General features: G+C 70.8%; 27 protein-coding genes. 12 read left to right on the forward strand and 15 right to left on the reverse strand.

All coding sequences use genetic code 11. The annotated features are described in order from the left end of the window. Window positions 1-26: 26 nt before the first annotated feature. The gene (locus BMY07_RS17705) at window positions 27-1,238 is read left to right on the forward strand and encodes an amidohydrolase (RefSeq protein ID WP_092779583.1); all 1,212 of its coding nucleotides are present in this window, start codon (window positions 27-29) and stop codon (window positions 1,236-1,238) included. 45 nt (window positions 1,239-1,283) lie between these two features. Here BMY07_RS17705 and BMY07_RS17710 read toward each other — a convergent pair whose 3' ends face one another. Beyond that, the gene (locus BMY07_RS17710) at window positions 1,284-1,907 is read right to left on the reverse strand and encodes a hypothetical protein (RefSeq protein ID WP_092779585.1); all 624 of its coding nucleotides are present in this window, start codon (window positions 1,905-1,907) and stop codon (window positions 1,284-1,286) included. 130 nt (window positions 1,908-2,037) lie between these two features. After that, window positions 2,038-3,183, reverse strand: a complete 1,146-nt coding sequence (locus tag BMY07_RS17715) for an acyl-CoA dehydrogenase family protein (protein ID WP_092779587.1) — start codon at window positions 3,181-3,183, stop codon at window positions 2,038-2,040. Between the two features lie 85 nt (window positions 3,184-3,268). On the opposite strand from BMY07_RS17715, the gene BMY07_RS17720 reads away from it, so the two are divergent. From BMY07_RS17720 to BMY07_RS17735, 4 genes are all read left to right on the forward strand, one after another. Beyond that, window positions 3,269-3,865 (forward strand): TetR/AcrR family transcriptional regulator, encoded by a 597-nt coding sequence (locus tag BMY07_RS17720; RefSeq protein WP_092779589.1) that lies wholly within the window; start codon window positions 3,269-3,271, stop codon window positions 3,863-3,865. A gap of 193 nt (window positions 3,866-4,058) precedes the next feature. Beyond that, window positions 4,059-5,375: a citrate synthase gene (locus tag BMY07_RS17725; protein WP_092779591.1), complete on the forward strand. Its 1,317-nt coding sequence runs from the start codon at window positions 4,059-4,061 to the stop codon at window positions 5,373-5,375. Between the two features lie 127 nt (window positions 5,376-5,502). Next, the gene (locus BMY07_RS17730) at window positions 5,503-6,846 is read left to right on the forward strand and encodes a cryptochrome/photolyase family protein (RefSeq protein ID WP_425426317.1); all 1,344 of its coding nucleotides are present in this window, start codon (window positions 5,503-5,505) and stop codon (window positions 6,844-6,846) included. After that, window positions 6,843-7,028, forward strand: coding sequence for a hypothetical protein (locus BMY07_RS17735; protein ID WP_092779593.1), 186 nt, complete (start codon window positions 6,843-6,845; stop codon window positions 7,026-7,028). Before BMY07_RS17730 ends, BMY07_RS17735 begins: the two co-directional genes overlap by 4 nt. A gap of 42 nt (window positions 7,029-7,070) precedes the next feature. Here the strand turns inward: BMY07_RS17735 and BMY07_RS17740 are convergent, their stop codons facing one another. From BMY07_RS17740 to BMY07_RS17750, 3 genes are read right to left on the reverse strand one after another with little or no spacing between them, the layout of a single operon-like run. Further along, window positions 7,071-7,427, reverse strand: a complete 357-nt coding sequence (locus BMY07_RS17740) for a hypothetical protein (RefSeq protein WP_092779595.1) — start codon at window positions 7,425-7,427, stop codon at window positions 7,071-7,073. 54 nt (window positions 7,428-7,481) lie between these two features. Then, complete coding sequence (locus tag BMY07_RS17745; RefSeq protein ID WP_092779597.1) at window positions 7,482-8,669, reverse strand: ABC transporter permease; 1,188 nt, start codon at window positions 8,667-8,669, stop codon at window positions 7,482-7,484. Continuing rightward, a complete protein-coding gene (locus BMY07_RS17750) occupies window positions 8,666-9,562 on the reverse strand; it encodes an ABC transporter ATP-binding protein (protein WP_092779599.1) in 897 nt (298 codons plus the stop codon). The genes BMY07_RS17745 and BMY07_RS17750 overlap by 4 nt, the downstream gene beginning before the upstream one ends. 170 nt (window positions 9,563-9,732) lie before the next feature. Between BMY07_RS17750 and BMY07_RS17755 the strand changes: the two genes are divergently transcribed. Genes BMY07_RS17755 through BMY07_RS17765 form a run of 3 tightly spaced genes read left to right on the forward strand, consistent with a single transcriptional unit; the run spans window position 9,733 to window position 12,047 of the window. Continuing rightward, entirely contained in the window at window positions 9,733-10,164 is a 432-nt protein-coding gene (locus tag BMY07_RS17755; RefSeq protein WP_092779601.1) for a YbaB/EbfC family nucleoid-associated protein, read from the forward strand. Window positions 10,165-10,181: 17 nt separating this feature from the next. Continuing rightward, window positions 10,182-10,481, forward strand: a complete 300-nt coding sequence (locus tag BMY07_RS17760; protein WP_092779603.1) for a WXG100 family type VII secretion target — start codon at window positions 10,182-10,184, stop codon at window positions 10,479-10,481. Beyond that, window positions 10,482-12,047, forward strand: coding sequence for a hypothetical protein (locus BMY07_RS17765; RefSeq protein WP_092779605.1), 1,566 nt, complete (start codon window positions 10,482-10,484; stop codon window positions 12,045-12,047). A 54-nt stretch (window positions 12,048-12,101) separates the two neighbouring features. Here the strand turns inward: BMY07_RS17765 and BMY07_RS17770 are convergent, their stop codons facing one another. Together BMY07_RS17770 and BMY07_RS17775 are read right to left on the reverse strand one after the other, a co-directional pair. Further along, on the reverse strand, window positions 12,102-13,643 hold the full coding sequence (locus tag BMY07_RS17770; RefSeq protein WP_092779607.1) for a glycerol-3-phosphate dehydrogenase/oxidase: 1,542 nt from the start codon (window positions 13,641-13,643) through the stop codon (window positions 12,102-12,104). Continuing rightward, window positions 13,640-14,245 (reverse strand): TetR/AcrR family transcriptional regulator, encoded by a 606-nt coding sequence (locus BMY07_RS17775; protein ID WP_092779609.1) that lies wholly within the window; start codon window positions 14,243-14,245, stop codon window positions 13,640-13,642. Before BMY07_RS17775 ends, BMY07_RS17770 begins: the two co-directional genes overlap by 4 nt. Between BMY07_RS17775 and BMY07_RS17780 the strand changes: the two genes are divergently transcribed. Continuing rightward, the gene (locus BMY07_RS17780) at window positions 14,244-15,896 is read left to right on the forward strand and encodes an FAD-binding oxidoreductase (RefSeq protein WP_092779611.1); all 1,653 of its coding nucleotides are present in this window, start codon (window positions 14,244-14,246) and stop codon (window positions 15,894-15,896) included. The two genes, BMY07_RS17775 and BMY07_RS17780, sit on opposite strands and share 2 nt — an antisense overlap. Here BMY07_RS17780 and BMY07_RS17785 read toward each other — a convergent pair. From BMY07_RS17785 to BMY07_RS17800, 4 genes are all read right to left on the reverse strand, one after another. Further along, on the reverse strand, window positions 15,844-16,233 hold the full coding sequence (locus BMY07_RS17785) for a hypothetical protein (protein WP_092779614.1): 390 nt from the start codon (window positions 16,231-16,233) through the stop codon (window positions 15,844-15,846). The two genes, BMY07_RS17780 and BMY07_RS17785, sit on opposite strands and share 53 nt — an antisense overlap. A gap of 234 nt (window positions 16,234-16,467) precedes the next feature. Then, window positions 16,468-16,947 carry a DUF4232 domain-containing protein gene (locus BMY07_RS17790; RefSeq protein WP_092779616.1) on the reverse strand — a complete coding sequence of 160 codons (480 nt, stop codon included), beginning with the start codon at window positions 16,945-16,947 and terminating at the stop codon, window positions 16,468-16,470. 98 nt (window positions 16,948-17,045) lie between these two features. Then, window positions 17,046-18,089 carry a gamma-glutamylcyclotransferase family protein gene (locus tag BMY07_RS17795; RefSeq protein WP_092779618.1) on the reverse strand — a complete coding sequence of 348 codons (1,044 nt, stop codon included), beginning with the start codon at window positions 18,087-18,089 and terminating at the stop codon, window positions 17,046-17,048. Continuing rightward, complete coding sequence (locus BMY07_RS17800) at window positions 18,086-18,472, reverse strand: winged helix-turn-helix transcriptional regulator (RefSeq protein ID WP_218150683.1); 387 nt, start codon at window positions 18,470-18,472, stop codon at window positions 18,086-18,088. The genes BMY07_RS17795 and BMY07_RS17800 overlap by 4 nt, the downstream gene beginning before the upstream one ends. Window positions 18,473-18,594: 122 nt before the next feature. Between BMY07_RS17800 and BMY07_RS17805 the strand changes: the two genes are divergently transcribed. Continuing rightward, entirely contained in the window at window positions 18,595-19,443 is an 849-nt protein-coding gene (locus tag BMY07_RS17805) for an SDR family oxidoreductase (protein WP_092779620.1), read from the forward strand. 110 nt (window positions 19,444-19,553) lie between these two features. Here the strand turns inward: BMY07_RS17805 and BMY07_RS17810 are convergent, their stop codons facing one another. From BMY07_RS17810 to mihF, 3 genes are all read right to left on the reverse strand, one after another. Then, window positions 19,554-20,672: a PucR family transcriptional regulator gene (locus BMY07_RS17810; RefSeq protein ID WP_092779622.1), complete on the reverse strand. Its 1,119-nt coding sequence runs from the start codon at window positions 20,670-20,672 to the stop codon at window positions 19,554-19,556. Window positions 20,673-20,732: 60 nt separating this feature from the next. Further along, complete coding sequence (locus BMY07_RS17815; protein WP_092779624.1) at window positions 20,733-21,854, reverse strand: isochorismate synthase; 1,122 nt, start codon at window positions 21,852-21,854, stop codon at window positions 20,733-20,735. Between the two features lie 127 nt (window positions 21,855-21,981). Then, the gene (gene mihF, locus BMY07_RS17820) at window positions 21,982-22,293 is read right to left on the reverse strand and encodes an integration host factor, actinobacterial type (RefSeq protein ID WP_177215623.1); all 312 of its coding nucleotides are present in this window, start codon (window positions 22,291-22,293) and stop codon (window positions 21,982-21,984) included. 383 nt (window positions 22,294-22,676) lie between these two features. Between mihF and BMY07_RS17825 the strand changes: the two genes are divergently transcribed. Together BMY07_RS17825 and BMY07_RS17830 are read left to right on the forward strand one after the other, a co-directional pair. Further along, window positions 22,677-24,308 carry a long-chain fatty acid--CoA ligase gene (locus tag BMY07_RS17825; protein WP_092779628.1) on the forward strand — a complete coding sequence of 544 codons (1,632 nt, stop codon included), beginning with the start codon at window positions 22,677-22,679 and terminating at the stop codon, window positions 24,306-24,308. Window positions 24,309-24,472: 164 nt separating this feature from the next. Then, the gene (locus BMY07_RS17830; protein WP_092779630.1) at window positions 24,473-24,976 is read left to right on the forward strand and encodes a helix-turn-helix transcriptional regulator; all 504 of its coding nucleotides are present in this window, start codon (window positions 24,473-24,475) and stop codon (window positions 24,974-24,976) included. 4 nt (window positions 24,977-24,980) lie between these two features. Here BMY07_RS17830 and BMY07_RS17835 read toward each other — a convergent pair whose 3' ends face one another. After that, window positions 24,981-26,639 carry a substrate-binding and VWA domain-containing protein gene (locus BMY07_RS17835; RefSeq protein ID WP_092779632.1) on the reverse strand — a complete coding sequence of 553 codons (1,659 nt, stop codon included), beginning with the start codon at window positions 26,637-26,639 and terminating at the stop codon, window positions 24,981-24,983. Window positions 26,640-26,704 lie beyond the last annotated feature (65 nt).

Raw genomic sequence — 26,704 nt, forward strand, 5'->3', positions numbered from 1 at the left:
GCGCCGGTCGCGGTTAGGGTCTGCGCGTGATCACAGCGGTTACCGGCGGCTATGTCGTCCCGATTGACGGTCCCCCGATCCAGGGCGGCACCGTCCTGTTCGACAACGGAAAGATCCTCGCGGTCGGCCCGGCGGACGAGGTGACCGTCCCCGACGGCGCCGAGGTCGTCGACGCCGCCGGCTCCTGGGTGCTGCCCGGCTTCGTCGAGGCGCACGGCCACCTCGGGGTGCACGAGGAGGCCGAGGGCTGGGCGGGCCAGGACACCAACGAGATGACCGACCCGAACACTGCCAGGGTCAAGGCGATCGACGCCATCAACCCCGCCGACGAGGGGTTCCGCGACGCGCTCGCCGGCGGGGTCACCTCGGTGGTGATCAAACCGGGCTCCGGCAACGTGATCGGTGGCCAGACCGTCGCGGTGAAGGTCTGGGGCCGCACGGTCGACGAGATGCTGCTGCGCGACCCGGTGTCGATGAAGAGCGCCCTCGGCGAAAACCCCAAGCGGGTGTACGGGGACAAGAAGGTCATGCCGTCCACCCGGCTCGGCGTCGCCGCGATCATCCGCGAGGCCCTCACCAAGGCCCAGGACTACAAGGCCCGCCGCGACCACGCGCACGCCGAGAACACCCCGTTCGAGCGCGACCTCACCCACGAGGCCCTGGTCCGCGTGCTCGACGGCGACCTGCCCTGGTGCCAGCACGCGCACCGCGCCGACGACATCGCCACCGCGCTGCGCCTGGCCGACGAGTTCGGCTACCGCCTGGTGCTCAACCACGGCACCGAGGCGCACCTGCTGGCCGATCTCATCGCCGAGCGCGACATCCCGGTGGTCATCGGGCCGCTGTTCACCAGCCGGGTGAAGGTCGAGCTGCGCCAGCGGACGCTGCGCAACCCGGGCATCCTGGCCAGGGCCGGTGTCCGGATCGCGATCACCACCGACCACCCGGTCGTGCCGATCAACTTCCTGGTCCACCAGGTCACGCTGGCCGTCAAAGAGGGCCTCGACCCCGAGGTCGGGCTGCGCGCCATCACCGCCAACCCCGCCGCGATGATGGGGATCGACGACCGGGTCGGCGCGCTCAAGCCCGGCCTGGACGCCGACGTCGTCATCTGGTCGGGTGACCCGCTCGACGTGATGAGCCGCGCGACCCGGGTGTTCGTCAACGGGCAGCAGGTCTACACCTTCAACGCCGAGACCGGCCTCGGCGAGACCGAGGACCCGTACTACCGGGGCTGACGCACGGGCACCGGCCCTCCCGCGCGGGGGCCGGTGTCGACCCCGCTACCGCCGCATCGCGTCCGCGGTGATGATCTGGTCGACCGTGTTTTCCGGGTTTTGTCCACAAGCGTAGAGAACACGCGCGACGAGGTACGGGTCGTCCGTCCGGCGCTTTTCCCCGTGCTTTTCATAGGCGCGCACCAGCAATCCGCGTTGCTCCGGCTCCTTCAACGCCCAGAATGTGCGGCAGGGTGTCGTCCCGTCCGGTTCGGCGGCCCCGGTCAGTTCCAGGTACAGCGCCCGGCCGCCCAGTGCCAGCGCGATCGCGGCCACCGCGGCACCGGCGCCGAGCAGCACCCGCTTCTGCGGCCGGTGGTCGCGCTTGGGCTCCGGCGTCCGCACCGCAGGAGCGCCAGCCGCCGTGGCCAGCCCGGCCACCGCGTCGCGGAACCCCGCGTCGGTGGCGAACTCGGTGTTGAGCAGGTCGACCAGGGTCTGCCGGTGTGCGCCCGCGTGCGGGTCGGTCTCGAACAGGTCGAACGCCGAGGCCCGGCGGATCCGGCGTAATCGGCCGACGACGGCGTCGGCGAGGGTGTCCGCTGCCCGCTTGCTCGCGCCGTCGACCCGGTTGGTCACCAGCCTGGCCAGGATGTCGACCACGTGCTCGGCAAGGATCGGCTGGCTCATTGATCACCCTCGTCCACGCGACCGGCAGTGTTCCCCCATGGAAACAGCATCGTTGTCAGCGTGCACGACGTGATGGCCTGGCCCGAGCGGATTTTCGCCGTTTTCCCACCGCGCGGGTATCTGGACGGATTCAGGCGTCCCGCAACTGCCGGGCGATCACCATCCGCTGGATCTGATTGGTCCCTTCGAAGATTTGCGGGACTTTCGCCTCCCGCAGGTACCGCTCGACCGGGAAGTCGCGGGTGTAGCCCGCCCCGCCGAGCACCTGGACGGCGTCCGTGGTGACCCGCATGGCCGCGTCGGTGGCCACCAGCTTGGCGATCGAGGCCTGCCGCACGAACGGCAGCCCCCGGTCCCGCCGCCGCGCCGCCTCCAGGTAGGTCGCCCGCGACGACTCCACCGCGGCGGCCATGTCGGCCAGAAGGAACTCGATGCCCTGGAACTCGATGACGGCCCTGCCGAACTGCGCGCGCTGCTTGGCGTACGCGACCGCCTCGTCCAGCGCGGCCTGCGCCAGCCCGACCGCGCACGCGGCGATGCCGAGCCGACCGGAGTTCAGCGCGGTCAGTGCGATCTTGAAGCCCTGGCCCTCGGCGCCGAGCAGCCGGTCGGTGCCCACGCGGGCGCCGTCGAACAGCACCTGGGTGGTGGTCGACCCGGTCAGGCCCATCTTCTTCTCCGGCGCGCCGAACCCGAGGCCGGGCGTCGCGGCGTCGACCAGCAGCGCGCTGATGCCCCGGCTGCCGTCGTCGGACGTGCGGACCATGGTCGTGTAGAAGTCGGCCTCGCCACCGTGTGTGATCCACGCCTTGGTGCCGTTCACCACGTAGTCGTCGCCGTCGCGGCGTGCTTTGGTGCTCAGCGCGGCGGCGTCGGACCCGGCGTGGCTCTCCGAGAGCGCGTAAGCGCCCAGCAGGTCGCCGCCGAGCATGTCCGGCAGCCAGCGGGCGCGTTGCTCGTCTGTGCCGTACTCGGCCAGCGCGTAGCAGGACATGGTGTGCACGGACAGGCCCACGCCCACCGACATCCACGCGGCGGCGATCTCCTCGAGCACCTGCAGGTACACCTCGTAGGACAGTGCCGCGCCGCCCCACTTCTCCGGGTACGGCAGGCCCAGCAGGCCGCTGCGGCCCAACAGCCGGAACTGCTCGCGCGGGAACCTGGCCTGCTCCTCGTGCTCGGCGGCGACCGGCGCGAGTTCGTCGCGGGCGATCTCGCGGGTGAGCTTGAGCAGGTCCTCGGCCTCCGTGCTGGGCAGCAGGCGTTCGGCGGGCATGTCCGGCCTCCGGGATACCGAAACCAGTACTACAGGACGGCTCAGAGTACTGTTTGGCGGCCCGACCTGTCGATACGCTGGTGGGATGACACGGCGCACCCCCACGGCGCGGCAGGCGGCACTGCTGGAGGAGCTGCTGGGCATCTTCCTCACCGAGGGCTTCGCCGCCGCCACGCTCGACGACTTCGCCGCCCGGCTGCGCTGCTCCAAGTCCACCCTCTACGCGCTGGCCCCGAGCAAGGAGCAGTTGGCGCGCAAGGTCGTCGGCCACTTCTTCCGCTGCGCCACCGAACGCGTCGAGAAGCGGGTCGCGTTGGCGGACAACGCCCGCGACCGCATCGCCGCCTACCTCGACGGCGCCGCGACGGAGATGGCACTGGCCTCGCCCGAGTTCACCGCCGACGTCGCCGCCTTCGCCCCCACGCGGGCGGTCTACGAGCGCAACGCCAAGGCCGCCGCCGAACGCATCGGTGAGTTCATCCGCGACGGCGTCACCGAGGGCCTGTTCCGCGACGTGCACGCCAACCTGGTCGCCGAGATGGCCGGGTGGATCATCGAGGGGATCCAGACCGGGGTGCTCGGCAAGCGCGCCAGGGTGTCCGACGGTGCCGCGTTCACCGCGCTCGCCGACCTGCTCCTCGTCGGCCTGACCCGTCCCGCGGCGGGGATCGATCCGGCGTAGGGCCGAGTTCGCCTGTGATACGTGTCCCAACCGTGCCCGCGGGTCCCGGCCACGGCTGTCCGTAATGCGCGCGGAGCACTAGCGTAGGAAGCTCAGGACCCCAATGGGGCGGTGCTGCGTGTTATCGCACCCGACCAGGGCCGTTCCGGCTCGGCCGTACCCGCCGCCCTGCCCGAGTGTGAGAGGTACTTGCATGCCCGACGGGACCGCTGTGCCCACCGGCACCGAGCAGACCGCCGCCCTCCGTTACCCCGGCGGCGAGCACGAGATGGCGATCGAGGCCGCAACCGAAGGCACGTCAGGTGTCGACCTGGGCAAGCTGCTGGCCAAGACGGGTCTGGTCACCCTGGACCCCGGCTTCGTCAACACCGCTTCCTGCTCCTCGGCCATCACCTACATCGACGGTGACGCGGGCATCCTGCGCTACCGCGGCTACCCGATCGAGCAGCTCGCCGAGCACTCGACCTTCAACGAGGTCAGCTACCTGCTCATCTACGGCGAGCTGCCGAGCCAGGTCGAGCTGGACGACTTCACCCACAAGATCAGCAGGCACACGCTGCTGCACGAGGACCTGAAGCGCTTCTTCGACGGCTTCCCGCGCGACGCGCACCCCATGCCGGTGCTGTCGTCGGCGGTGTCGGCGCTGTCGACCTTCTACCAGGACAGCCTCAAGCCGTTCGACTCCCACCACGTGGAGATCTCCACCATCCGGCTGCTGGCGAAGCTGCCCACGATCGCGGCCTACGCGTACAAGAAGTCCGTCGGCCAGCCGTTCCTCTACCCGGACAACTCCCTTGGCCTGGTGGAGAACTTCCTGCGGATGACCTTCGGGTTCCCGGCCGAGAACTACGACCTCGACCCGGCCCTGGTCCGCGCGCTCGACCTGCTGTTCATCCTGCACGCCGACCACGAGCAGAACTGCTCCACCTCGACGGTCCGGCTGGTGGGTTCCTCCGAGGCCAACCTGTTCGCGAGCGTGTCCGCGGGCATCAACGCCTTGTTCGGCCCGTTGCACGGCGGCGCGAACAGCGCGGTCCTCGAGATGCTCGAGGGCATCCGCGACTCCGGCGGCGACGTCGACTCGTTCGTCAAGAAGGTCAAGAACAAGGAAGACGGGGTGAAGCTCATGGGCTTCGGCCACCGCGTCTACAAGAACTACGACCCGCGCGCCGCCATCATCAAGAAGACCGCCGACGAGATCCTCGGCAAGCTCGGCGGCGACGACTCCCTGCTGGGCATCGCCAAGCAGCTCGAGGAGCACGCGCTCGCGGACGACTACTTCATCCAGCGCAAGCTCTACCCGAACGTGGACTTCTACACCGGCCTCATCTACCGGGCCATGGGCTTCCCCACCAAGTTCTTCACCGTCCTGTTCGCCCTCGGCCGCCTCCCGGGCTGGATCGCCCACTGGCGCGAGATGATGAACGACCCGGCCACCAAGATCGGCCGCCCCCGCCAGGTCTACACCGGCCACACCGAACGCGAGTACAAGGGTGTCACCGAACGCTGACCCCCCACACCACCACGAAGCGGCGCCGCCCCACTGGGGTGGCGCCGCTGTGCTGTTCACAGAAAGCGCGTTGTGACCTGATCGGGTGGTGGTGTTGTTCGGCGGGTGTGCCGGGGGGTGGGTAGCGTTGCGCGCCGTGGCTGAGTCGGTGGTGTGGTTTCGGCGGGATCTGCGGACTGGGGATCATCCGGCGTTGTCGGCGGCGGCGGAGCGGGGTGGGAGTGCGCTGGGGTTGTTCGTGCTCGACGACCGGTTGACCGGGGCGTCGGGTGGGCCGCGGTTGGCGTTCATGTACCGGTGCCTGCGGGACCTCGACGAGCAGCTCGGGGGCAGGTTGCTGGTGGTGCGCGGGGATCCGGTCGACGTGGTGCCGCGGGTGGTCGAGGCGGTGGGGGCGGGGTCGGTGCACGTGTCGGCCGACTTCGGGCCGTACGGGCGGGAGCGGGACGCCGCGGTGGGGAGAGCGTTGGCGGTCGACCTCGTGCGCACCGGGTCGCCGTACGCGGTGGCGCCGGGGCGGGTGGTGAAGGCGGACGGGGAGCCGTACCGGGTGTTCACGCCGTTCAGCCGGGCCTGGCTCGACCACGGCTGGCGCAAACCGGCCGACACCGACGCGTCCACTGTGGACTGGATGGACCCGGCCGACAAGGACGGCGGCCCCCGGCGCGTCAAGATCCCTGACGACCCGGCCACATCGGCGGAGCTGCCCGCGGCGGGGGAGAAGGCCGCGCACGACACCTGGGCCGAGTTCGACGTCGAGCACTACAAGCGCGACCGCGACCGCCCCGGCGTCGACGGCACCAGCCGCATGTCCCCGTACCTGCGCTGGGGCTGCGTGCACCCGCGCACCCTGCTCGCCGACCTGGGCCACTCCGAGGGCGCCCAGACCTACCGCAACGAACTGGCCTGGCGCGACTTCTACGCCGACGTCCTGTGGCACCGCCCGGACAGCGCGCGCGAGAACTACAACCGCAAGTTCGACGCCATCACCCACGACACCGACGCCGACGCCCGGGACCGCTTCGACGCCTGGTGCCGCGGCGAGACCGGCTACCCGATCGTGGACGCCGGGATGCGCCAGCTGCTGGCCGAGGGCTGGATGCACAACCGGGTCCGCATGATCGTCGCCAGCTTCCTGGTCAAGGACCTGCACGTCCCGTGGTGGTGGGGCGCCCGCCACTTCATGCGCCACCTGGTCGACGGCGACCTCGCCTCCAACCAGCACGGCTGGCAGTGGACCGCGGGCTCCGGCACCGACGCCGCCCCCTACTTCCGCGTCTTCAACCCCACCACCCAAGGCGAGAAGTTCGACCCCGACGGCGACTACGTCCGCCGCTACGTCCCCGAACTGCGCGACGTCCCCGGCAAGAAGGCCCACCAGCCACCAGAGGTCACCGGGTACCCCGCCCCCATCGTGGACCACAAGCACGAGCGCGAGATCGCACTGGAGCGCTACGGCAAGATCAAATGACCTGGCGCGAGTGGCAGGACGCACCGTGGGGCAGGCTGCGTTATGCGCTCGCCGACGCCAACTCGTCCCGCCACCTGACCGACCACGCAACGGTGCTCGACCTGGGCGGTGGCAGTGGCCTCGAAGCCGCGCGGTTCGCCACGACAACTACGCCGACCTCGAGCGCCTGGAACTGGCCCTGACCGCGCGTTCCCCCTGCCGCGACCTGGCCCGCATGTTCCACCTCATCGCGCGCCGAGGATGAGGTCCTCGATGTGTTCGAAGATGTCCGCGTTCGTCTCCCGCTGCCACGCGGGTAGTTCCTCCCAATCGGCCACAATGGACTCCCGAGGCGAGGACAAGTGCCGGTGGACCTGGGCGATCCGCAGCAGGGTCACGAACCGTCCCTTCTGGACTCGGCTCAGCCCCTCTGTCCCGCCTGCCTCGACGATGGAGCGCACGGTCTCGTACACCGCGTTGGCGCTGGCTCGTTCCCATGGGGACAAGGACACCCACGACATGAGGTGTCCCGGCTGCTCGGGGCAATGCCTGCGCACGCCGTCGTTCCACGCCCGTTCGTAGACCTGTCCGCCCTCGATCATCCGAGACTCCCAACCGCCGTGACCCGTTCGCCCACGTTACGGCAGCGGGCACGGTCAGGACTTGCGCAGCGCCTCGCGCAACGGCAACCGCGGGCCCGTCCGCAGGACCGCCTTGGCGTAGATCCGACCAGCCAGCCACGTCAAACCCGCCACCGAGGTCAGCATCAGCACGATGGCCACGACGACCTCCCACGCGGTCGCCGTGCCCAGGGCGAGTCGCCCCGGGAGCAGGATCGGGGCGAACGGGGGCAGGACCGACAGCACGGCCGTGGCGCTGGCGTTGGGCAGGCGGGACAGCAGGCCGAAGCCCATCACGAAGGCCAGCACCAGTACCGAGGTGATCGGCAGCAGCACCGACTGCGTCTCCTCCTGCCGCGACACCAGCGAGCCCGCCGCCGCGAACACCGTGGCGTAGAACAGGTACCCCAGCAGGTACCAGAGCAGCCCCCACAGCAACGTCCCCAGCGCGACGCCCGGGATCGTCAGCACGTCGGTCACCGCGGCCAGCACCACGCCGACCCCGCCGACGACCGTCAGCTGGGCCAGGCCGACCAGGCCGAGCCCCACGACCTTGCCCGCGAGCAGTTCCCACGGGCGGACCGTCGCGAGCAGGATCTCCACGACCCGGCTGGACTTCTCCTCGACGACCCCCTGCGCGACCATCGTCCCGTAGAGCAGCAGCGACAGGTACAGCAAAGCAACGATCACCAACGCCATCGCCAGGCGTTCGTCGTGCGTCGGGTCCGGCGCCCGCAGGGAGCGCACGTCCACCGTCGCGTCGCCGACCGTGGCCAGGACCTGGTCCGGGTCGAGGTCCTCGACCGTGGCCAGTTGCGCGCGCAGCACCTCCTGCTGGACCAGGCTATTGAGCGCGCGCCGCAGGTTCTCGTCGAGGGACTCGTCGACCACCACGTGCAGGGCCGCCGGGGTGCCGGTGACCAGGGCGTCGAGGTCGCCGTCGGCGATGGCGGACTCGCCCGCCGCCGGGTCGCGGACCGTGCTCACCACGACGTCGATGCCGCGGGCGCGGGCCTCCTCGGTCAGCGGGCCGGAGATGGCCGCCGCCTGGCCGGACAGGCCGACCCTGGTGACGCGCTCGCCGCCGAACAGGGTGCTCTGCATCAGCACGAAGCCGATCAGCACGGCGATCGACACCGCGGTCCCGATGAGGAAGGACTTGGCGCGCAACCGGGTGCGCAGCTCGCGCCGCGCCACCAGCCAGACCGTGTGCCGCGGGCTCACCTGCTGTCCACTCCCACCGCGTCACGGTACAACTCGGCCAGCGACGGGTGCTGGTGGGTGAAGCCGCGCACCGGGCCGGTGGCCAGCGCCGCGGCCAGGATCGGCTGGTCGTCGGTGCCCGGGGCGACGCGCAGCCTGGTCTGTCCGTTGTGGACCCCCAACACGGTGACCCCGGCCAGTCCCGCCGCCCACCCGGCCGGGGCGGCAGGCGCGTCGACGACCAGCGTGCTGCCGCTGCCCGCCCGCAGCTGCGCGACCGTGCCACCGGCCACCACCCGGCCGCCCTTGATGATCCCGACCCGGTCGCAGAGCCGCTCGACCAGGTCGAGCTGGTGGCTGGAGAACACCACCGGCACCCCGGCCGCGGCCTGCTCGCGCAGCACCTCGACGAGCACGTCGACGGCCAGCGGGTCCAGCCCGGAGAACGGTTCGTCGAGCACCAGCAGCAGCGGGTCGTGCACCAGCGCCGCCGCCAGCTGCACCCGTTGCTGGTTGCCCAGGCTCAGCCGCTGCACCTCGGTGTCGCGGTGCTCGCGCAGCCCCAACCGGGCGACCCACTGTTCAGCGGCCCGGTGTGCGGCGTTCGTGTCCGCGCCGTGCAGTTCGGCGAGGTAGACCAGCTGGTCGAGCACCCGCATCCGCGGGTAGAGGCCGCGCTCCTCGGGCAGGTAGCCGAACCGGCGGCGCGCCGCGTGGTCGACCGGGGCGCCGCGGAAGCGGACCTCGCCCGCATCGGGTGCCAACACGCCCAGCACGATGCGCATCGTGGTCGTCTTACCCGCACCGTTGCCGCCGACGAAGCCGAACAGCTCACCCGCGCCGACGTCGAAGGACACCCGGTCGCAGGCCAGCACGTCGCCGTAGCGCTTGGTGACCCCGTCGACCCGGAGCATCGCCCACCTCCCGGCCCCCAGTATCCCGGGTCGGCGGCCGCCGGTTACCCGCCGGTCCGGTGCGCCTGCAAACGAGTTGGCCGATTGGCACCCGGCGCGGAACCGAACGCGCGATGCTCCGTCCAACGACAGGCGGATGCTCCAGGCAGGACCAGGGAAGTGGTGTGGCGATGAACCCTGAACAGTGGCTCGCGCAGTACGACGAGACGCTGCAACGGACCGCGGCGAGCGCGCAGAAGGCGGAGAAGGCGCTGCGCGAGGTGGGGGGCAGCGCGACATCGGCCGACGGCGACGTCACCGTCCGGGTGTCGGCTGCCGGGGTCACCACCGACCTGGTGCTGCGGCCGAGCGTGCGCGAACTGGAGCCGGAGCAGCTGGCCAGGGTGATCCTCGAGGTCACCAGGCAGGCCCAGCGGGACGCGGGCGCCAGGGTCGTCGCGGCGATGGAGGACCTGGTCGGCGACTCGGCGGCGCTGGACGTGGTCAAGTCCTTCCTGCCGCAGGGCTACGCCGGTGACGCCGCGGACGGTCCCGCGGCCAAGCCGCGCGAGCGGCGCTCCGACGACGACTACTTCGACAACCCCCCCGAAGTCGTGCACTAGACCTCAAGGCGGATTCCATGGGTACAGGGTTCAACGTCAACGTGGCGGAGATGCGGGCGCACGCCGGTACCGTCGCGACCTGCGCCGCGCAGGTGCAGTCGGCGACCGGGGCGACGCAGTCGATCTCGAACGCCGCGTACGGGGTGATCGGCCAGTTCTTCGCCACCGCGATCATGGCCGCCTGCGGGGACGTCCTGCAGGGCATCCAGAAGGTGGCGACCGCGATCGACGACGTCCGCAAGGGGCTAGAGGACGTCGCGCGCGACTACGAGCGCATCGACATGGGCAACGCGGCGACTTTCGGCGGGAGGCTGTAAGTGACCACGACCACCACGACGGCTGGGCAGTCCACCGGCGGGCAGGCCGCCACGGCGCTCAACAACGACATCAAGGGCGCCAAGTCGGCCATCGAGCGGGGTGACTGGCTCGACGCGGGCCTGCAGATCACCAACGTCGCGATGGACGTCATCAACATCGCGGGCGACCCGCTCGGCGCCTGCGCCAGCGCCGGGTTCGGCTGGATCATCAACCACATCAAGTTCCTCAAGGAGCCCTTCGACAAGCTCCTGGGGGACGCGGGCTCGATCATCAACAGCGCGCAGGGCTGGGTGAAGGCGGGCGACCAGCTGATCTCCTCCGCGCAGAAGTACCGCGAGGCGGTGCGCACCCAGACCAACAACTGGCACGGCTCCGCCGGTGACGCCTACCGCCGCGCCGCCGCGACCCAGGCCGAGGGCCTCGACGCGCTGGCGCAGGTCAGCAAGGGTGTCGGCCAGGCGATCGACGGCGCGGGCAAGCTGCTGGCCGAGGTGCGCAAGGCCGTGCTGGACTTCATCAACCAGTGCGTGCAGAAGGTCATCCAGATCATCATCGAGGCGCTGGCCAAGGCGTGGCTGAGCTTCGGCGCCAGCATCGCCGAGGGCATCGCCCGCTCGGTCGTGCAGGCGGTGCAGACCGCGCAGAAGATCCTCAGCAAGGTGCAGAAGTTCGTCTCCTCGCTGCAGAAGATCATGCAGACGGTGCAGAAGATCGTCGCGCTGGCCAAGGCCGTCAAGCAGCTGCTGGCGACCATCGGCGGCAAGGCGAACACCTCGCCGAGCGCGAGCACCACCCAGGCGCCGACGGTCAACACCGGCACCCTGGACACCGCCTCCGGCGCGCACTACACCAACCCGAACGGCAGCACGAACACCGCCAACTACGGGCAGAACCAGATCCCTGGCTACGGCGGGTACCAGCCGCTGCCCGGTTCGACGACCAATGCGGCGAACTACGGCCAGGGCCAGGTCCCCGGCTACGGCGGCTACCAGCAGCCCGCCGGGCGGCCGACCGGTCAGCCCACCTACGGCCAGTCGACCAACGTCCCCGGCTACGGCGGGTACCAGCAACTCCCCGGCGGTGCGCAGCGCCCGCCCGGCACGTACACCCCCGGCGCGCTGCCCGGTCAGACCACCGAGGTGAAGCCGCCCAACGGCTGGGGCCCCAGCGGCCCGCCGCCCACCACCGGTGCCCCGGCGCCGCTGGTGGACCGGGCCCGCTGGATCGGCGCGGCGGTCGAGGTCCTGATCAACCACGGGGTGGACCCCGCCAAGATCAACCCCGAGCAGATCGCGCAGATCGTCGACCGGACCTCCGGCGGCAACCCGCACGCGGTCAACCTGCAGGACCCCAACGCCGCCAACGGGTTCCCGCCCAAGGGCATCTGCCAGCTGCCGGACCCGGTGTTCGACCAGCACAAGGTCCCCGGCTACGAGGACATCTGGCAGCCGGTGGACAACATGCTGGCCGGGATCAAGTACTTCCTGGCCGAGTGGGGCTCGCTGCTCAACGCGCTGCAGGGTGCCCTCGGGCAGCCGAGCGCGCCGGTGATCACCCCGCAGTAGTACCCCCGTGGACGAACCGCCGCCGCCCGTGCCCGGGCGGCGGCGGTTCTTTCGTCAGGGGGTGAGGAGTCCGCGCAGGGCGCGGTCGACCAGGTCGGTCACGACGGGCCGCGCGGCGTCGGTGTCCTGTCGCACCAAGCCGATGCGGGTGCGCCGGTGCAGGACGTCGTCGGCGTCGAGGGCGCCCTCGTGGCGGACCGCCCAGATGACCTCGGCCGCGGTGACCCCGGCGGCGACGGGCCTGCCGAGGTCCGGGTCGAGCAGGCCCATCGCGGCCACCGTGGGGGATTCGGTGCCGTAGCGGGCGATCAGGCGGCGTGGAGCGTCCAATGTGGCCAGTCGGGTGCGCGGGGCGGCGCCGACCAGGGGCAGGGTGCGGGTGCGGGAGGGGCCAGCGGACAGGCCCGCGAGGTCGATGGCCCGGTCGACGGCGTCGGCGGCCATCCGGCGGTAGGTGGTGAGCTTGCCGCCGACCACGGTGACGACCTTGTCCTCGGTGAGCACCGCGTGGTGGCGGGACAGGTCGGCGCTGCGGCCCGCCGCGCTGGGCAGGTCGACCAGCGGGCGCAGCCCGGCGAACGAGCCGAGGACGTCGTCTCGGGTCAGCCTGCTCTCCAGCACGGACGAGGCGACGTCGAGCAGGAAGTCCACATCGGACTCGGGAACCGCGGGCACGTCGGGGATCTCGTCGACGGGTTCGTCGGTCAGTCCGATGTAGACACGGCCGTCGTCCTGCGGCAGCACCAGCGCGAACCGGCCGAACGCGCCCGGGATCGGCACCGTCAGCGACGTCGCCCCGCAGCCGACCGCGGCCGCGTCGACCACCAGGTGCGACCCGCGCGAGGGCCGCAGCCGCACCGAGGGGACGAGCGTGCCCGCCCACACCCCGGTCGCGTTCACCACGACCCGGGACCGCACCAGGACTTGCTTGCCGGTCAGCCCGTCGACCACCTCGACCGAGTCCGGCGCCACGCCGGTCACCCTGGCCCTGGTGATGATCCGCGCGCCAAGGCCCGCTGCCGTGCGGGCGAGTGCGACGACCAGGCGGGCGTCGTCGGTGAGCTGGCCGTCGAACGAGAGCAGGCCGCCGCGCAGCCCGGCGGCGCGCAACCCGGGTGCCAGGGCACGCGCCTCGGCCGCGGAGACCCGGCGCGGGCTCGGCAGCAGGTCGGTGCGGGTGCGGGTGGCGCGGCGCAGGCCGTCCCCGGCGACCAGGCCGGTGTAGGCCAGCGCGGCGTCGCGGCCGGAGACCGGCGGGTGCAGCGGGATGAGCTGGGGGAGCGTGCGGGTCAGGTGCGGCGCGGTGGTGGTCATCAGGACGCCGCGCTCCACGGCGCTCTCGTGCGCCAGCCCGACATCGCCCTTGGCCAGGTAGCGCAGGCCGCCGTGCACGAGCTTGCTCGACCAGCGGGAGGTGCCGAAGGCCAGGTCCTCGGCCTCGACCAGGGCGACCGACAGGCCGCGGGCGGCCGCGTCGAGCGCGACCCCGGCCCCGGTGACCCCGCCGCCGATGACCAGGACGTCGACGACCTCGCCCGCGGTGATGGCGGCCAGGTCGGCGGCTCGGCGTTCGGCGTTCAGCGCGGTCGTGCTCATGTCGGCTCCGGTCTCAGGCTGGCGTCGAGCAGGTGGGCCAGCTCGTCGAACAGGGCGGCTGGGTCGAGGTCGGTGGTGGCCGGGCCGTGGGAGAGGACGAAGGACTGCACGACCAGCAGCAGGGCGCGCGCCTGCACCGCGGGGTCGCCCGCGCGGACCGAGCCGTCCGCGTGGCCCGCGAGCAGCCGCGCGAGCAAGAACTGCTCGGCGATGTACTGCGTGCTGCCCAGCCGCTGCACCACGTACGGCAGCACCAGTTCGCCGTCGCGGTCGAGCACGCTGCGCATCAGCGGGTCGGCGACGATCGCGCGCACCCCGGCCACCGCGCCCGCGACCAGCCGCGCCCTGGCGTGCGAGCCGTCGGCGCCGTGGTTGGTGCTGGCCAGCAGCGCGCCGAACTCGCGGGTCATCAGGGCCGCGAGCAGGCTGCGCACGTCCGGGAACCGCCGGTACAGCGTCATCCGGCTCACCCCGGCGCCGCGCGCGACGTCGGTCAGCGTGGTGCGGCGCACCCCCCGGGCGAGCACGCAGTCGCGCGCGGCGTCCAACAGGACGTCGTCGTCCACCCGACTGGGCGAAGCCATGTGACGTTTCACCGTCATGTGTCACACTCTATTCGTGAACGTGCCTGTGGACCACCTCGACCACCGGGTCCGCGGCGGCTGGACCCCCTCCGGTGCCGCCGACGCCGCGTTGCCCGCGCACGCGAGCAGGTGGTTGAGCGCGAGAACCGGGCTGACCCCCGTCGACACACCCGTCGCGCCCGACTCCGGCCTCCCGGTGCCCGAGTCGGTGCTGCCCGCGCCGGTGCGGGCCGTCCTGGCCGACATTGTCGGGGCAGAGCACGTGCTGGTCGAGCGCGAAGATCGGCTCGGCCGCTCCGGCGGACTGTCCTATGTGGATCTCCTGGTCCGGCGCGGTGCCGGTGAGCTGCCGGTACCCGACGCGGTGGTGCTCCCCGGCGACCCCGACCAGGTGCGCGCGGTCGTCGAGGCCTGCGCGTCACACGGGGTCGGGATCGTCCCGTTCGGCGGCGGCACGTCCGTCGTCGGCGGGGTGTCGGCGCTGCGCGGGGACAAGGTCGCGGTGGTCGTGCTCGACCTCGCGCGGCTCGACGAGCTCGTGTCGGTCGACCCGGTCTCGCGGCTCGCGGTGTTCCAGGCGGGCGTGGTCGCCCCGGACGCCGAGCGCATGCTCGCCGCGCACGGGCTGACCCTCGGGCACTTCCCGCAGTCCTACGAGCGCGCGACCCTCGGCGGGTTCGCCGCCACCCGGTCGTCCGGCCAGGCCTCCGCGGGCTACGGGCGGTTCGAGGACATGGTCGAGGGCGTGCGGCTGGCCACCCCGCGCGGCGACTGGCGCCTGGGCGTCTCGCCCGCCTCGGCCGCCGGGCCCGACCTGCGGCAGCTCGCGGTCGGCAGCGAGGGCCTGTTCGGCGTGATCACCGAGGTCACCGTCCGGGTGCGGCCCGCGCCCGCGTGGGAGCGGTACGAGGGGTTCGTGGTCGACGGGTTCGCCGCGGGCGCCGAGGTCGTGCGGCGGTTGGCGCAGGCGGGAGTGCTCGGCACCGTCACCCGGCTGTCCGACCCGCAGGAGACGGAGGTCGCGCTGACCCTGGCCGGTGGGTGGAAGACCGCGGCGGTGAAGGGCTACCTGCGCGCTCGCGGGATCGCCGAGCCGAGCCTGCTGGTCATCGGCTGGGAAGGCGCGACGCGGGAGGAGATGCTGACCCGCCGCCGGGCGACGCTGCGACTGGTCGACGGCGCGGTGCGGCTGGGCGTCCGGGCGGGGGAGACCTGGCGGCACGGGCGGTTCGCGGGGCCGCGGCAGCGCGATCTGCTGATGGACGTCGGGATGTGCGTGGAGACCCTGGAGACGGCGACGTACTGGTCGAAGTTGGGTGACCTGCGCGAGGCAGTGCGGGAGGCGCTGTTGAGGTCTCTTACCGCTGGAGGCCGCCGACCGATCGTGGCCTGCCACATCTCGCACTCTTACGAAACCGGCGCCTCGCTGTACTTCACGACTCTTGTCCCGCGCGATCCGTCCGACCCGGTAGGGCAGTGGCGCCGCGCGAAGGAAGCAGCCAGCGAGGCGATCGTGGGTCTAGGCACCATCACCCACCACCACGCCGTGGGGGTCGACCATGCCCCTTACCTTGCCTCCGAGATCGGCCCTCTTGGCGTGGACGTACTCCGCGCCATCAAGGCAGAACTGGACCCGTCGGGCGTTCTGAACCCGGGGAAGCTGGTCTGACCCGCCGCACCACCCCGAGCGCCAACCCGGCGATCAGCCCGCCGAAGAAGAGGAACACCGCGTAGTCCCCGCGGTTCCCGATCGCCCGCTCGCACATGTCGATGTACTGCACGAGCTCCTGCCGCTCCGGCTTGCCCAACGCCTCGGCGAGCGCGCCGCTCTCGACCCCGCCGAAGGTGTTCCCGCAGCTCACCGAGCTGTTGCTGGTCGGATGCGCCACACTCACCGGCACGATCGCCAACACCAACCCGACGACGAGCGCGAGCACCGCCAACACCGCCCCGAACGCCCGCGGCGTCAGCGTGATCTGGGCCAACGGATCCGGCTGCTCACTCATGCCGAGGAGCTTCGCCCATCCCCACCCGCCAGGGCTAGCCCCGATCGATCCGCGCCCGGCGGTTTACATCTCCCGGATATCGGGTAGAAAGTAACTACCTACGACGCCGAGTGGGTGTGACGCTCCCGTTGGGTGTTGTGGGTTGTGGGGATGCTCCCACAGGGATCGGGGTGGTGGTGGGCCACGGTGGGACGGCACCGTCGGCCCACCACTCCGGTCACCCCACCAGTCCGGTCACGGGGTGTGGAAGGCGCTGTGTTCGATCCGGCCGCCCTGGCACACCGAGCCGAACGGGAAGACCACGGTCACGGCGGTTCGGGAGCCCGGCGGGGTGACCTTGAGCGCGGTGGACGGTGGTTGGCACTGGTCGGGTTCGCCCGGGCCGGGGATCACGCCCCAGTGCAGGGTCTTGTCGGCGACGGCGCCCGGGGCCAAGAGGATGCGCACGCGGCCGGGGGCGATGCGGACCGCGTTGGTCGGGTTCGGGCGCCCGGACTGGTTCGTGAGTTGCAGCGTGCCGTAGCCGTTGAGCAGACACGCGGCGGTCGAGGCGTTGCGGACGCGCAGGGTGGCCCAACGCTGGCCCGCCCCCGGCTCCACGTTCCGGATCTCGCCGGTCAGGTGCTGACCGGTGCACTGGTTGACGACATCCGCCTGGGCCGGTGACACCAGCCCGGCAGCAAGCGCGACGGCGCTGAACAAGGTCCCCCACATGGCATTCTCCCTCTGATGAGGGCCCTGTCATACCGCGTCGGCGAGAACCGTTGCGGCGCAATGGGAATCCTTCACCCCATCGAGCAAGGACGAATCGGTCAACGGCGCCACGGGCCGGTCAAGACCGGCATTCCCGCCACCGGGGCGGTCCACACGTAGGTCCAGGCGAGGGTGCCGTCTGTGAGTACGACTCTTACGCGCGTGTAGTTCTCGCCCTCGTACTCGTCTATCTCGGTCAAGTCGGTGCCTGGCACCAAGGGGACGACACTGCCGTGGATGCCGGGGCCGATGCCCAGGGCTAGGGCGGGGTAGCCGTGGCCGGTGTCGTAGAGGGAGCCGTTGAGGTGTGCGTCTAGAGGGGCGCCGTTGGCGTGAGGGGCTAAGAGGTGCCAGTGGGTGTCGCCGGGGCGGAGGGTGCCGTAGGTGAAGAGGGTGGATGGGTAGTCGGTTGGGGGTGGGGTGCCTTTGATGAGGTCGGCGGTGAGGCCGTCGGTGGGGGCGGGGGTGCCTGTCATGCCTACCGCTGCTGCTTGGGGTATGTCGGCGCAGCGGATGGGGAAGCTGTTGACCAGTAAGGGTTTGCGGATGGTTGCCGCGCCCACATAGGCGGGAACGCGGTCGAAGACCGCACCGTTGTCGATCAGGGTTACCGTTCCGGTCGACACTGCCGCGAGTTCGTACCGCTCACCGCGGCCCTCGCACCTGTCGAGCACGGCCACCTGGTCGGGCGTGAGCATAAGAACGGCGTGGTCCTCCACCGCGCCGGGCACGGCTGCCAGCACTACTGGGCGCTGGTCATCCACTACGCGCAACCCGCTCGCCCACACGGCAGCGAGGCCCGAACACCGCACGCGCAGGACGACAACGGCGCCGGTAAGGCCAAGAGCGGACCGCAGCCACGCAATCTTGGACGGGCAAGGGTTCGAGCCGTACGACAGCACCGGAACCCGGTCCGCCAACGGACTCCAGTCACGTTCGGCCAACCACCCATCAAGGTCACGACCCTCGACTCGCCAACCCGACAACGCTGCCTGGTCAGCCTCTAGCCGCAAACCGCCACCGTCTTCGTGGACGTAAGAGAACGGCGGGCGCGCGCCCGGGTAAGGCACCGCTGGGTAGTCGGCGTCGGCGAACGTGGTCACCGCGTGGGCTTGCGCTCGTCGTAGGCGGCCTGCGCAGCCAGGACGCGTTCGGTGCTGGACTCGATGAGCCGATAGAGGCCACGCACCTGCTCGGCGATCGGTAGCCCAAGCTCGGTGAGGGAGTACTCCACGCGCGGCGGGATAACCGGGTGCACTTCGCGGTGGATCAGTCCATCGCGCTCTAGGGCCTGGAGGGTCTGGGCGAGCATCTTCTCGCTTACCCCACCCACCGCCCGGCGGAGTTCGCTGAACCTGTGGGTCTTGCTGAGCAGCACGCCGAGCACCAGCACTCCCCAGCGGCTGGCGATGTGCTCCATCACCGCCCGCCCGGGGCAGTTGCGGTCGAAGACGTCGAACGATGTGTCCTGGACCATCTCGCTCATCAGTCGCACGCTCCTCACCAGGACTCTTTCGTCCAGGTAAGTATAGGACGTTCAGGTAGGTACTTACCAGGAGTTAGTACCACTCGTACGGTGAGCGCACCACAGAAGAGGGAGAACCCACGATGACGATCCTGGTGACCGGGGCTACCGGACAGCTCGGCGGCCTCGCCGTGCGCCACCTGCTCGACCGCGTGCCCGCCGCCGACCTCGCCGTCTCCGTGCGCGACGCGAGCAAGGCCGCCGACCTGGCCGACCAGGGCGTCGACGTCCGGCAGGGCGACTTCAGCGCGCCGGAGACCCTGCGCTTCGACGGCGTCGACACCCTGCTGCTCATCTCCACCAACGGCCCGGACGAGATCCGCCTGACCGAGCAGAACGCCGCCGTGGACGCGGCCGCCCGCGCGGGCGTCAAGCGGATCGTCTACACCAGCGTCAGCGACGCCACGACCTCGCCGCTGGGCCTGGCCAAGGTCCACGCGGGCACCGAGGCGCGGATCAAGGCCAGCGGCGTGGCGCACACGTTCCTGCGCAACGGCATGTACCACGAGAACTACCTGGTCAGCCTCCCGCACGCGCTGGAGACCGGCACCCTCATCACCGCGACGGGCACCGGCCGCGTCGCCTCCGCCAGCCGCGACGACCTGGCCCTCGCCGCCGCGATCGTCGTCTCCGGCGAGGGGCACGACGGGGCGGTCTACGAGCTGACCGGCCCCCGCGCGTGGAACTTCGACGAACTCGCCGCGATCGCCTCCGACGTCAGCGGCAAGCCGGTCACGCACCTCAGCGTGCCGGGGGAGGACTTCCAGGCCAACCTGCTCGCGGCGGGCCTGCCCGGGTTCCTGGCCGCGCTGTTCACCGACATCCAGGTCAACATCGGTCTCGGCGTGCTCAGCGAGGTCACGTCCGAGCTGGGCACGCTCATCGGGCGCGAGCCCAAGACGATCGAAGAGGCCGTGCGCGACGCCCACTGACGGCGGCGACGGCGGTGGCCGATAGAAAGGGTCACCGGCAGACGAGCCTCCCAGGCCAGACGCCGAAGCAGCCCCCGTGACACACGCGCCGTGTCGCGGGGGCTGTGCAATTAAGAAGCCAGACGAGCAGCCTCTACGGCCAAGAGCAGCTCCGCGCCATCCCGGGGACGCGCTGGGTCTCGCCCGGTCAGCTCTTGCACCCGTCGAATCCGGTACCGCACGGTGTTGGGGTGCACGAACAACAGCTCTGCCGCCTCTTTGGCTGACCCCGCGACCTCGAACCACGCGACCAGGGTCCGGATCAGCACGTCCCGCTCACTCGCCGGTAGCGCCAACAGCCCACCCAGCACCATCCGCGACAGTTCGACGGCGAGCTTCGGTGAGCCCGCGACAAGACTCGTCACCGCGCGATCACCGAACACCACCACACCGTTCTCGCCCGGTGCTAGACACCGCAAGGCGATCCGCGCCCGCTGCACCGCCCACGGCAAGTGCCGCAACGAAACCACCGGGCTCACACCCACGGCTCCCGACAGCGTCTGCCGCACCGGAGTCAGATCTCCCCGTGGCACCAACAGGATCGTCCCCAAGGAGTGCGCCACATACCGCCAGTGCGAGGGGAGCCCGTTGGCGCCAACGGCGACGACGAACTGACCGTTCGCCGGTAGCCCCAACGCACGTGCAGCTTCCTCGTACTCGTAGTCGCGCGACAGCCGCCCTTCCAGTAACGCCTCCGCGACCGCGTCCCTGTCATGCCGGGCGGAGTCCGCAGCGAAGTCGCTATAGGCGGTGGCGATCGCATCCGAGTACGAGTCGATGATGCGCCACACGGTCGCGCTTATCGGCAACAACTGTTCGGGCGTAAGAAGGCCAGGCGGGATAGCCCGTTCCATCAACGCCTCATAGGTGAACGTCCCCGCGATCCGGAAAGCCCGCAGCACCGCCGAGAGCGGGATGCCCTGCATAGCCTGGGCGCGTCCGGTTTTACGCGCCGCGTCCAGCGCTACCTCGCTGCCCTCGATGAACGCTGTGAACGCGTGCCGCAGATTGACCTCGCACACCTTGCGCAGCTCGGCGGGCGTTACCTCGTTGACCCTGCGGTAAGAGGCTTCCTTCTCGGTGAGCTCCTCGGCCAGCTCGTCCGCGAGCTCCGCTACCCGCGCTAGCTGGGCTTTCGCCAGGTCACGCAGCTCGGGAGGCAGCGGCGACCTGGTCGTCGGGGCGGCCACCGCTCGACTCTAGCCGGTTGTGAACCTGTTTCCTACCGGCCGTTAGCTTGGCGCCCGGCACTAGAGCCCGAGGGCCTGCAACAAGGTGCGCAACTTGGCCTCGGTCTCGGCCAGCTCGGCGGCCGGGTCCGAGTCCGGCATGATCCCCGCGCCCGCGAACAGCCGCATCTCGTTCGCCCGGACCTGCGCGCAGCGGATCGCCAGTACCCACTGCCCGTCGCCGTCCGCGGTGCACCAGCCGACGGCGCCGCTGTAGAAGCCCCGGTCGAACGGCTCGAGCTCGGCGATCGCGGCCCGCGCGGCCCAGGTCGGCGTCCCGCACACCGCCGGGGTCGGGTGCAGCGCGGCCGCCAACCGCAGTGACGACACACCCCGGTCCACCAGCTCCCCGCCGACCCGGGTCGACAGGTGCCACATCGTGGGCGTGCCGACCAGCGACGGCCCCTCCACCGACAGCTCCCGGCAGAACGGCCGCAGCACCTCCACCACCGACTCGACCACCACCCGGTGCTCGGCCTGGTTCTTCGCCGAGGCCAGCAGCGCCGCCGCGTTCGCCCGATCGGTGGACGGATCACCCCCGCGGGGGAGGGACCCCGCCAGCGGGTTCGACACCACCCGGCCGCCGTCGCGCTCCAGCAGCAGCTCCGGGCTGGCCCCCAGCAGAGTCGACCCGTCGGGCAGCGGGGCGGCGAAGGTGTACCCGAGTGGGTTGGTCGCGGTCAGCCCGGACAGCAGCGCGCCGACCCGCACCGGCTCGTCGAACAGCAGCCGCGACGACCTCGCCAGCACCACCTTGCGCAGCTCGTGATCGGCACGCAGCGCACTCACCGCGGCCGCCACCGCGCGCCGGTACCCGGCGGCGTCGGGCACGTCGGTGACCTCGGGCCGGGCGGGCACCCACGGCTCGACCGGCCGGTACGGGTGCACCCCGCCAGCGCGCCGAGCGGACTCGGGTACCACCAGGTGGGCGGGGGTGTCCTGGCTGAACGGGATCGCGCCCACCGCGAACGGGGCGCCGGTGTCGACCAGCTGCTTGGTGACCTGGGCGGCCAGCTCGTCGGGGTCGGTGTCGGCCACGACCGCCCTGCTGCCCTCGGCTGCCACGGTGACCCCGGGCCCGGCCAGCACGAACGACCCCGGCTGGTACCCCTCGACCAGCGCTGCGGCCCGACCACCGTCCATCTCTCCATCATGCCCAGCGACCGGCTGGCGGACCCGTCGGCGCGGCTATGGCGTTGGCCACGAAAAAAACCGCAGGTGGGCGCCGAGAACGGCACCCACCCGCGGTTGCTGTGGCGCTCTGGTGGAGCTAGTTGAGCGCGTCGATGAGCGCGGAGCGCTGGCGGTCGCCAAGGCCCGCTGCCCGGCGGTCCGGGTCGATCCCGGCCTGCTCGAGCAGGGCGGCCACCTTGACCGCGCCGAGGCCGGGGACGGCCTTGAGCAGGGCGGCGACCTTCGTCTTGCCGATGGTCTTGTCGTCCTTGGCCTTGCCGAGCACCGACGCGATGGTCCGCTCACCGGACTTGATCTGCGCCAGCAGCTCGGACCGGGCCTTGCGGGCCTCGGCTGCCTTGGCGAGCGCATCGGCCCGCTGCTCGGGAGTCAACGTGGGCAGAGCCAACGTGCTAGTCCTTTCCCTCTTCACCCGACCGCGGCAGCGGACGGGCCAGCTGTGGTTCGTGGGCATCGCGGCTACCGACGGTGACCGAAGCGGATTGTTCAGCCCGCCCCGGCCGCACCGTGCGACCCGGGGACCGGATGCCTTTCACCAGTAAACGACACCTCGGAGGGCAACATACCCCCGACACGCGCAAAGGTCTTGTTCAGCGCACCCGCGGCCACCTCGCGACGCAGCGTGACAGCATGATCAACTAGCCAAATTGGACTGTTTCACCCGTGTTGCCCGGAGCGGGAAAGCACTATCGTCGGGTCCTACCGGCGGGTAAGTCGCCGGTCGCGCGTCGGGGCCCGATCCGTCAACCCGCCCCCAGGGAGCAACCAACGATGCTGAGCACGATGCAGGACGGCAACCTGTCGATCGCCACGCTGCTGCGCCACGGCGCCAGGGTGCACGCGACCGCCACGGTCACCACGTGGACCGGCACCGAGGGCCGCTCGGCGACCTTCGCCGAGGTCGGCACCGAGGCGGCGAAGCTGGCCAATGCGCTGCGCGGGCTGGGCGTCACCGGCGACCAGCGGGTCGGCACGTTCATGTGGAACAACCAGGAGCACCTCACCGCGTACCTGGCCGTCCCCGCCATGGGCGCCGTGCTGCACACGCTCAACATCCGGCTGTTCCCCGAGCAGTTGACCTACATCGTCAACCACGCCGAGGACCACGTGATCATCGTGGACGCCTCGGTCGCGCCGCTGCTGGCGAGGATCCTGCCCGGTTGCCCTACCGTCCAGCACGTCATCGTCGCCAACGGACCGGCGGAAGCGCTGACCGCGCCCGATCACATCACCGTCCACTCTTACGCGGACTTGCTGGAGAAGGCTTCCGGCGAGTTCGAGTGGCCAGAGGTAGACGAACGCACCGCGGCCGCGATGTGTTACACCTCAGGCACTACCGGTAACCCCAAGGGCGTCGTGTACTCCCACCGGTCGATCTGGCTGCACTCGATGCAGGTGTGCATGCCGGACGGGATGCAGATCTCCTCGGCCGACCGCACACTCGTGATCGTGCCGCAGTTCCACGCGATGTCCTGGGGCATCCCGTACGCGGCGTTCATGACCGGGGCGTCGCTGATCATGCCGGACCGGTTCCTGCAGCCGGAACCGTTGGCGCAGATGATCGCCACGCTCAAGCCGACCCAGTCGGCCGCCGTTCCCACTATCTGGCAGGGCGTGCTCTCTTACCTCGACCAGAACCCGGTAGACCTGTCCTCGCTGCGTGAGGTCGTCGTCGGAGGAGCGGCCTGTCCGCCCGCGATGATGCACGCGTTCTCGGAGAAGTACGGGCTATACATCGTGCACGCGTGGGGTATGACCGAGACCTCGCCTCTTGGCACGCTCAGCCGTCCACCGGTGGAGATCTCCGAAGAGGAGACCTGGCGCTACCGGTACACACAGGGCCGCCTGCCTGCCGGTGTCTCCGCTCGTCTTATCGGTGACGACGGCCAGGAAGTGCCGTGGGACGGGGAAAGCGTGGGCGAGCTGGAGGTCCGCGGCCCGTGGATCGCGGGCGCCTACTACAAGCCGGAGCCGGAGGACGTCGCCAAGTTCGTCGACGGCTGGCTGCGCACCGGCGACGTCGGCACGCTGACCCCGGACGGTTTCCTCTCGCTCACCGACCGCTCCAAGGACATCATCAAGTCCGGCGGCGAGTGGATTTCCTCGGTGGAGCTGGAGAACCACGTGATGGCGCACCCCGCGGTCGCCGAGGCGGCGGTCATCGGCATCCCCGACGCGAGGTGGGACGAGCGCCCGCTGGTGTCGGTCGTGCTGCGCCCCGGGGCCACCGCCACCGCCGACGACCTGCGCGAGTTCCTCGGCGCGAAGGTCGCCAAGTGGCAGCTCCCGGAGAACTGGGCCTTTGTGGAAGAGGTCCCCAAGACCAGCGTGGGCAAGTTCGACAAGAAGGTCCTGCGGGCCGCCCACGCACAGGGCAAGCTCGACGTCAAGCACCTCGACTGAGCCGGTCGCCGTCCCGGGACGCCCACCCGGCGTCCCGGGTACCGCCGAACGGGGACACCGGTTCACCCTGCTAGGTAAGGTCTTGGCGTCGCGACTTACCCGGAGGTGCCACCCTGCCCCGCGATAACCGCAAGCTCAACCCCACGTCCTTCGTGGTGCTGGGCATGCTCGCCCACGGCCCGGCGACCAGTTACGACCTCAAGCAGCGGGTCGCCTTCACCATCGGCAACTTCTGGGCCTTCGCCCACTCGCAGCTCTACGACGAGCCCGCGCGCCTGGCCGAGGCGGGCCTGCTGACCGCGACCGAGGAAGAGGGCGGCCGCCGCAGGCGCACCTACGCCATCACCGACGACGGCCGCGCCGCCCTGTCCGACTGGCTCGCCTCGCCCACCCCCGAGGAGACCGAGGTCCGCGACCTCGGCCTGCTCAAGCTCTTCTTCGCCACCTTCGCGGGCCCCGGCGACCTCCCCACCCTCGCCCACACCCGCCGCGACTCCCACCGCGTCCGCGCGGACGGCTACCAGGCGCTCTACGACCAGATCGCGCCGTACGCGGACAAGTGGCAGGTGAAGTCCCTCGAACTGGGCATCCGCATCGAGCGCACGGTCGAGGAGTTCTGGACCGAGTTCATCGACAGCCTCGACGCCGAGACCCCGCCAGGGCAGTAGCGGGTCAGCCCGCGCAGGACGGGGGTTGGCAGAGCAGGCCGCTGAGGGCCTTGTAGAAGATGGCGCCGATCTTGGTGGGGTCCGGGGTGACGAAGGCCTGGCCGCCGGTGGGGGTGGTGATCGCTTGCAGTTCGGCGAGGTCGGCGTCCGGGCCGATGCCGATGCCGATGAGCTGCAGGGGGCGGCGGGGGTCCTGGAGCTTGGCCAGTTCCTCCAGCAGTTGCGATCGGCTGATGCCGTCCGGGTCCTCGTTCTCGCCGTCGGTCAGCACCACCACCAGGTTGATCCGGCCCGGCTCCCAGTTCTCCCGGCCGGACTTGTAGGCGGCCAGCACGCTGTCGTACAGCCCGGTGGCCCCGCCCTTGATGGCCTTGACGCCGCGCAGCTTGTCCAGGGCGCCGGTGTTGAGCTGTTCGGTGACCGGGAGCACGGGCAGCAGTTCGCGGTAGTCCTTGGTGCCGTCGAGCTTGGTGGCGAACAGCCACATGCCGAACTTGGTGGTGGGCCGGAACAACCCGATGCCCACCTCGGCCGCCTTGATCGTCACCGCCATCCGGTCCAGCCCGGTGCCGGGCACCGGTTCGGCCATCGAGCCGGACACGTCGAGCAGCACCTGCATGCGGGAGCTCAGGTTCACCCCGGCCCACTGGTTCAGCAGCTGGTCGACGTCGTCGGTCGGCGGTAGCGGGATCGGGGCCTTGGACTCGATCGTGGTGCGGCCATCGGCGGAGCGGTCGCGCAGGACGGTGCCGTCCGGGCCGCGGAAACCCGCGTCGCCCAAGGCGGTCATGGACTCGGCCTTGCGCAGTTCGTCCAGGAGTCGTTGGGCTACCGGTAGTGCTGCCTGCGACGCGTTGGGTAACACCGTGTACGGGAAGTCCAAGGACGGCACATCGGCGTAGGTAGCCACTAGAGGGAACGCGGTGGTGCTTGCGTTGTGGCGTAAGAGAGTGCTCTCCGGGGTCGGAAAGACACTCAGCGGCGCTGAAGGGCTGTTCGTACCCGGTAAGCGCGCATAGAGGTCCGAGGTCTGGGGGAGTGTGTTCTGCGCCAGCTTCCGTAGTGACGTCGTGGTGGCCGCTGCTGGATCCGCGACCGCAGCGGCAGCCGCGCGTATGCCCAAGAGCGTGGACAGGCCAGACGGGTCTCGAGACGGGTCGGAGATGCCTACGGGGTTGATCTCCAGCGCCTGCGCCCACGTCGGCTTGTTGCCCGGCCACCCGAGCCCCACGGCGACGTCCTCCGTCATCGCCAGGACTACGGGCGTGGACGCGACCGGCGTGCCGCTCAGCTCGACGTTCCAGGCGCCCTTCTGGTGCGCGCGGCGCAGCCACAGGGTCGACTCGGGCAGCCACACGTCCGGCAGCGGCGTGCCATCCGACACGATCAGGGCCTCGGCGACCGCGTTCGACTCACGGGGCGACACCTGTACCTGCGTGCAGGCGTCGTTCACCCTGTTCGCCGCTGTCTGCACTATCGGCGCCAGGTCAGGCGTTACCGCGACAGCTAACGTCGCCTGGGCACAGCTCGCCGTGGTTGGGCGGTTGCTGACCGTGTCCAGCGCGAACCAACCGCCCACCACGAGTGCCAGCAGGACGACCAGGAGCAGCGCGGTCGAGCGGAAGCCCCATTTCGGTCGCCTGGGCGACGAGTGTCGTCCCATGGCCTACCTCTCGTGGGAAGGGGTGGCGCCATGCTAGACGCCATCAGCCCCCACGAGAAGCCGTC

This window comes from Actinokineospora terrae, assembly GCF_900111175.1.
GTDB lineage: Bacteria > Actinomycetota > Actinomycetes > Mycobacteriales > Pseudonocardiaceae > Actinokineospora > Actinokineospora terrae.

Coding starts and splice junctions, on each gene's coding strand:
- BMY07_RS17835 (WP_092779632.1), bottom strand. CDS start 26,639: ATGGGACGACACTCGTCGCCCAGGCGACCGAAATGGGGCTTCCGCTCG.
- BMY07_RS17775 (WP_092779609.1), bottom strand. CDS start 14,245: ATGACGGTGAAACGTCACATGGCTTCGCCCAGTCGGGTGGACGACGAC.
- BMY07_RS17830 (WP_092779630.1), top strand. CDS start 24,473: ATGCTCGCCCACGGCCCGGCGACCAGTTACGACCTCAAGCAGCGGGTC.
- BMY07_RS17735 (WP_092779593.1), top strand. CDS start 6,843: ATGACCTGGCGCGAGTGGCAGGACGCACCGTGGGGCAGGCTGCGTTAT.
- BMY07_RS17750 (WP_092779599.1), bottom strand. CDS start 9,562: ATGCTCCGGGTCGACGGGGTCACCAAGCGCTACGGCGACGTGCTGGCC.
- BMY07_RS17790 (WP_092779616.1), bottom strand. CDS start 16,947: ATGTGGGGGACCTTGTTCAGCGCCGTCGCGCTTGCTGCCGGGCTGGTG.
- BMY07_RS17755 (WP_092779601.1), top strand. CDS start 9,733: ATGAACCCTGAACAGTGGCTCGCGCAGTACGACGAGACGCTGCAACGG.
- BMY07_RS17825 (WP_092779628.1), top strand. CDS start 22,677: ATGCTGAGCACGATGCAGGACGGCAACCTGTCGATCGCCACGCTGCTG.
- BMY07_RS17740 (WP_092779595.1), bottom strand. CDS start 7,427: ATGATCGAGGGCGGACAGGTCTACGAACGGGCGTGGAACGACGGCGTG.
- BMY07_RS17760 (WP_092779603.1), top strand. CDS start 10,182: ATGGGTACAGGGTTCAACGTCAACGTGGCGGAGATGCGGGCGCACGCC.
- BMY07_RS17800 (WP_218150683.1), bottom strand. CDS start 18,472: ATGAGCGAGATGGTCCAGGACACATCGTTCGACGTCTTCGACCGCAAC.
- BMY07_RS17720 (WP_092779589.1), top strand. CDS start 3,269: ATGACACGGCGCACCCCCACGGCGCGGCAGGCGGCACTGCTGGAGGAG.
- BMY07_RS17785 (WP_092779614.1), bottom strand. CDS start 16,233: ATGAGTGAGCAGCCGGATCCGTTGGCCCAGATCACGCTGACGCCGCGG.
- BMY07_RS17715 (WP_092779587.1), bottom strand. CDS start 3,183: ATGCCCGCCGAACGCCTGCTGCCCAGCACGGAGGCCGAGGACCTGCTC.
- BMY07_RS17780 (WP_092779611.1), top strand. CDS start 14,244: ATGTGTCACACTCTATTCGTGAACGTGCCTGTGGACCACCTCGACCAC.
- BMY07_RS17815 (WP_092779624.1), bottom strand. CDS start 21,854: ATGGACGGTGGTCGGGCCGCAGCGCTGGTCGAGGGGTACCAGCCGGGG.
- BMY07_RS17770 (WP_092779607.1), bottom strand. CDS start 13,643: ATGAGCACGACCGCGCTGAACGCCGAACGCCGAGCCGCCGACCTGGCC.
- BMY07_RS17805 (WP_092779620.1), top strand. CDS start 18,595: ATGACGATCCTGGTGACCGGGGCTACCGGACAGCTCGGCGGCCTCGCC.
- BMY07_RS17710 (WP_092779585.1), bottom strand. CDS start 1,907: ATGAGCCAGCCGATCCTTGCCGAGCACGTGGTCGACATCCTGGCCAGG.
- BMY07_RS17725 (WP_092779591.1), top strand. CDS start 4,059: ATGCCCGACGGGACCGCTGTGCCCACCGGCACCGAGCAGACCGCCGCC.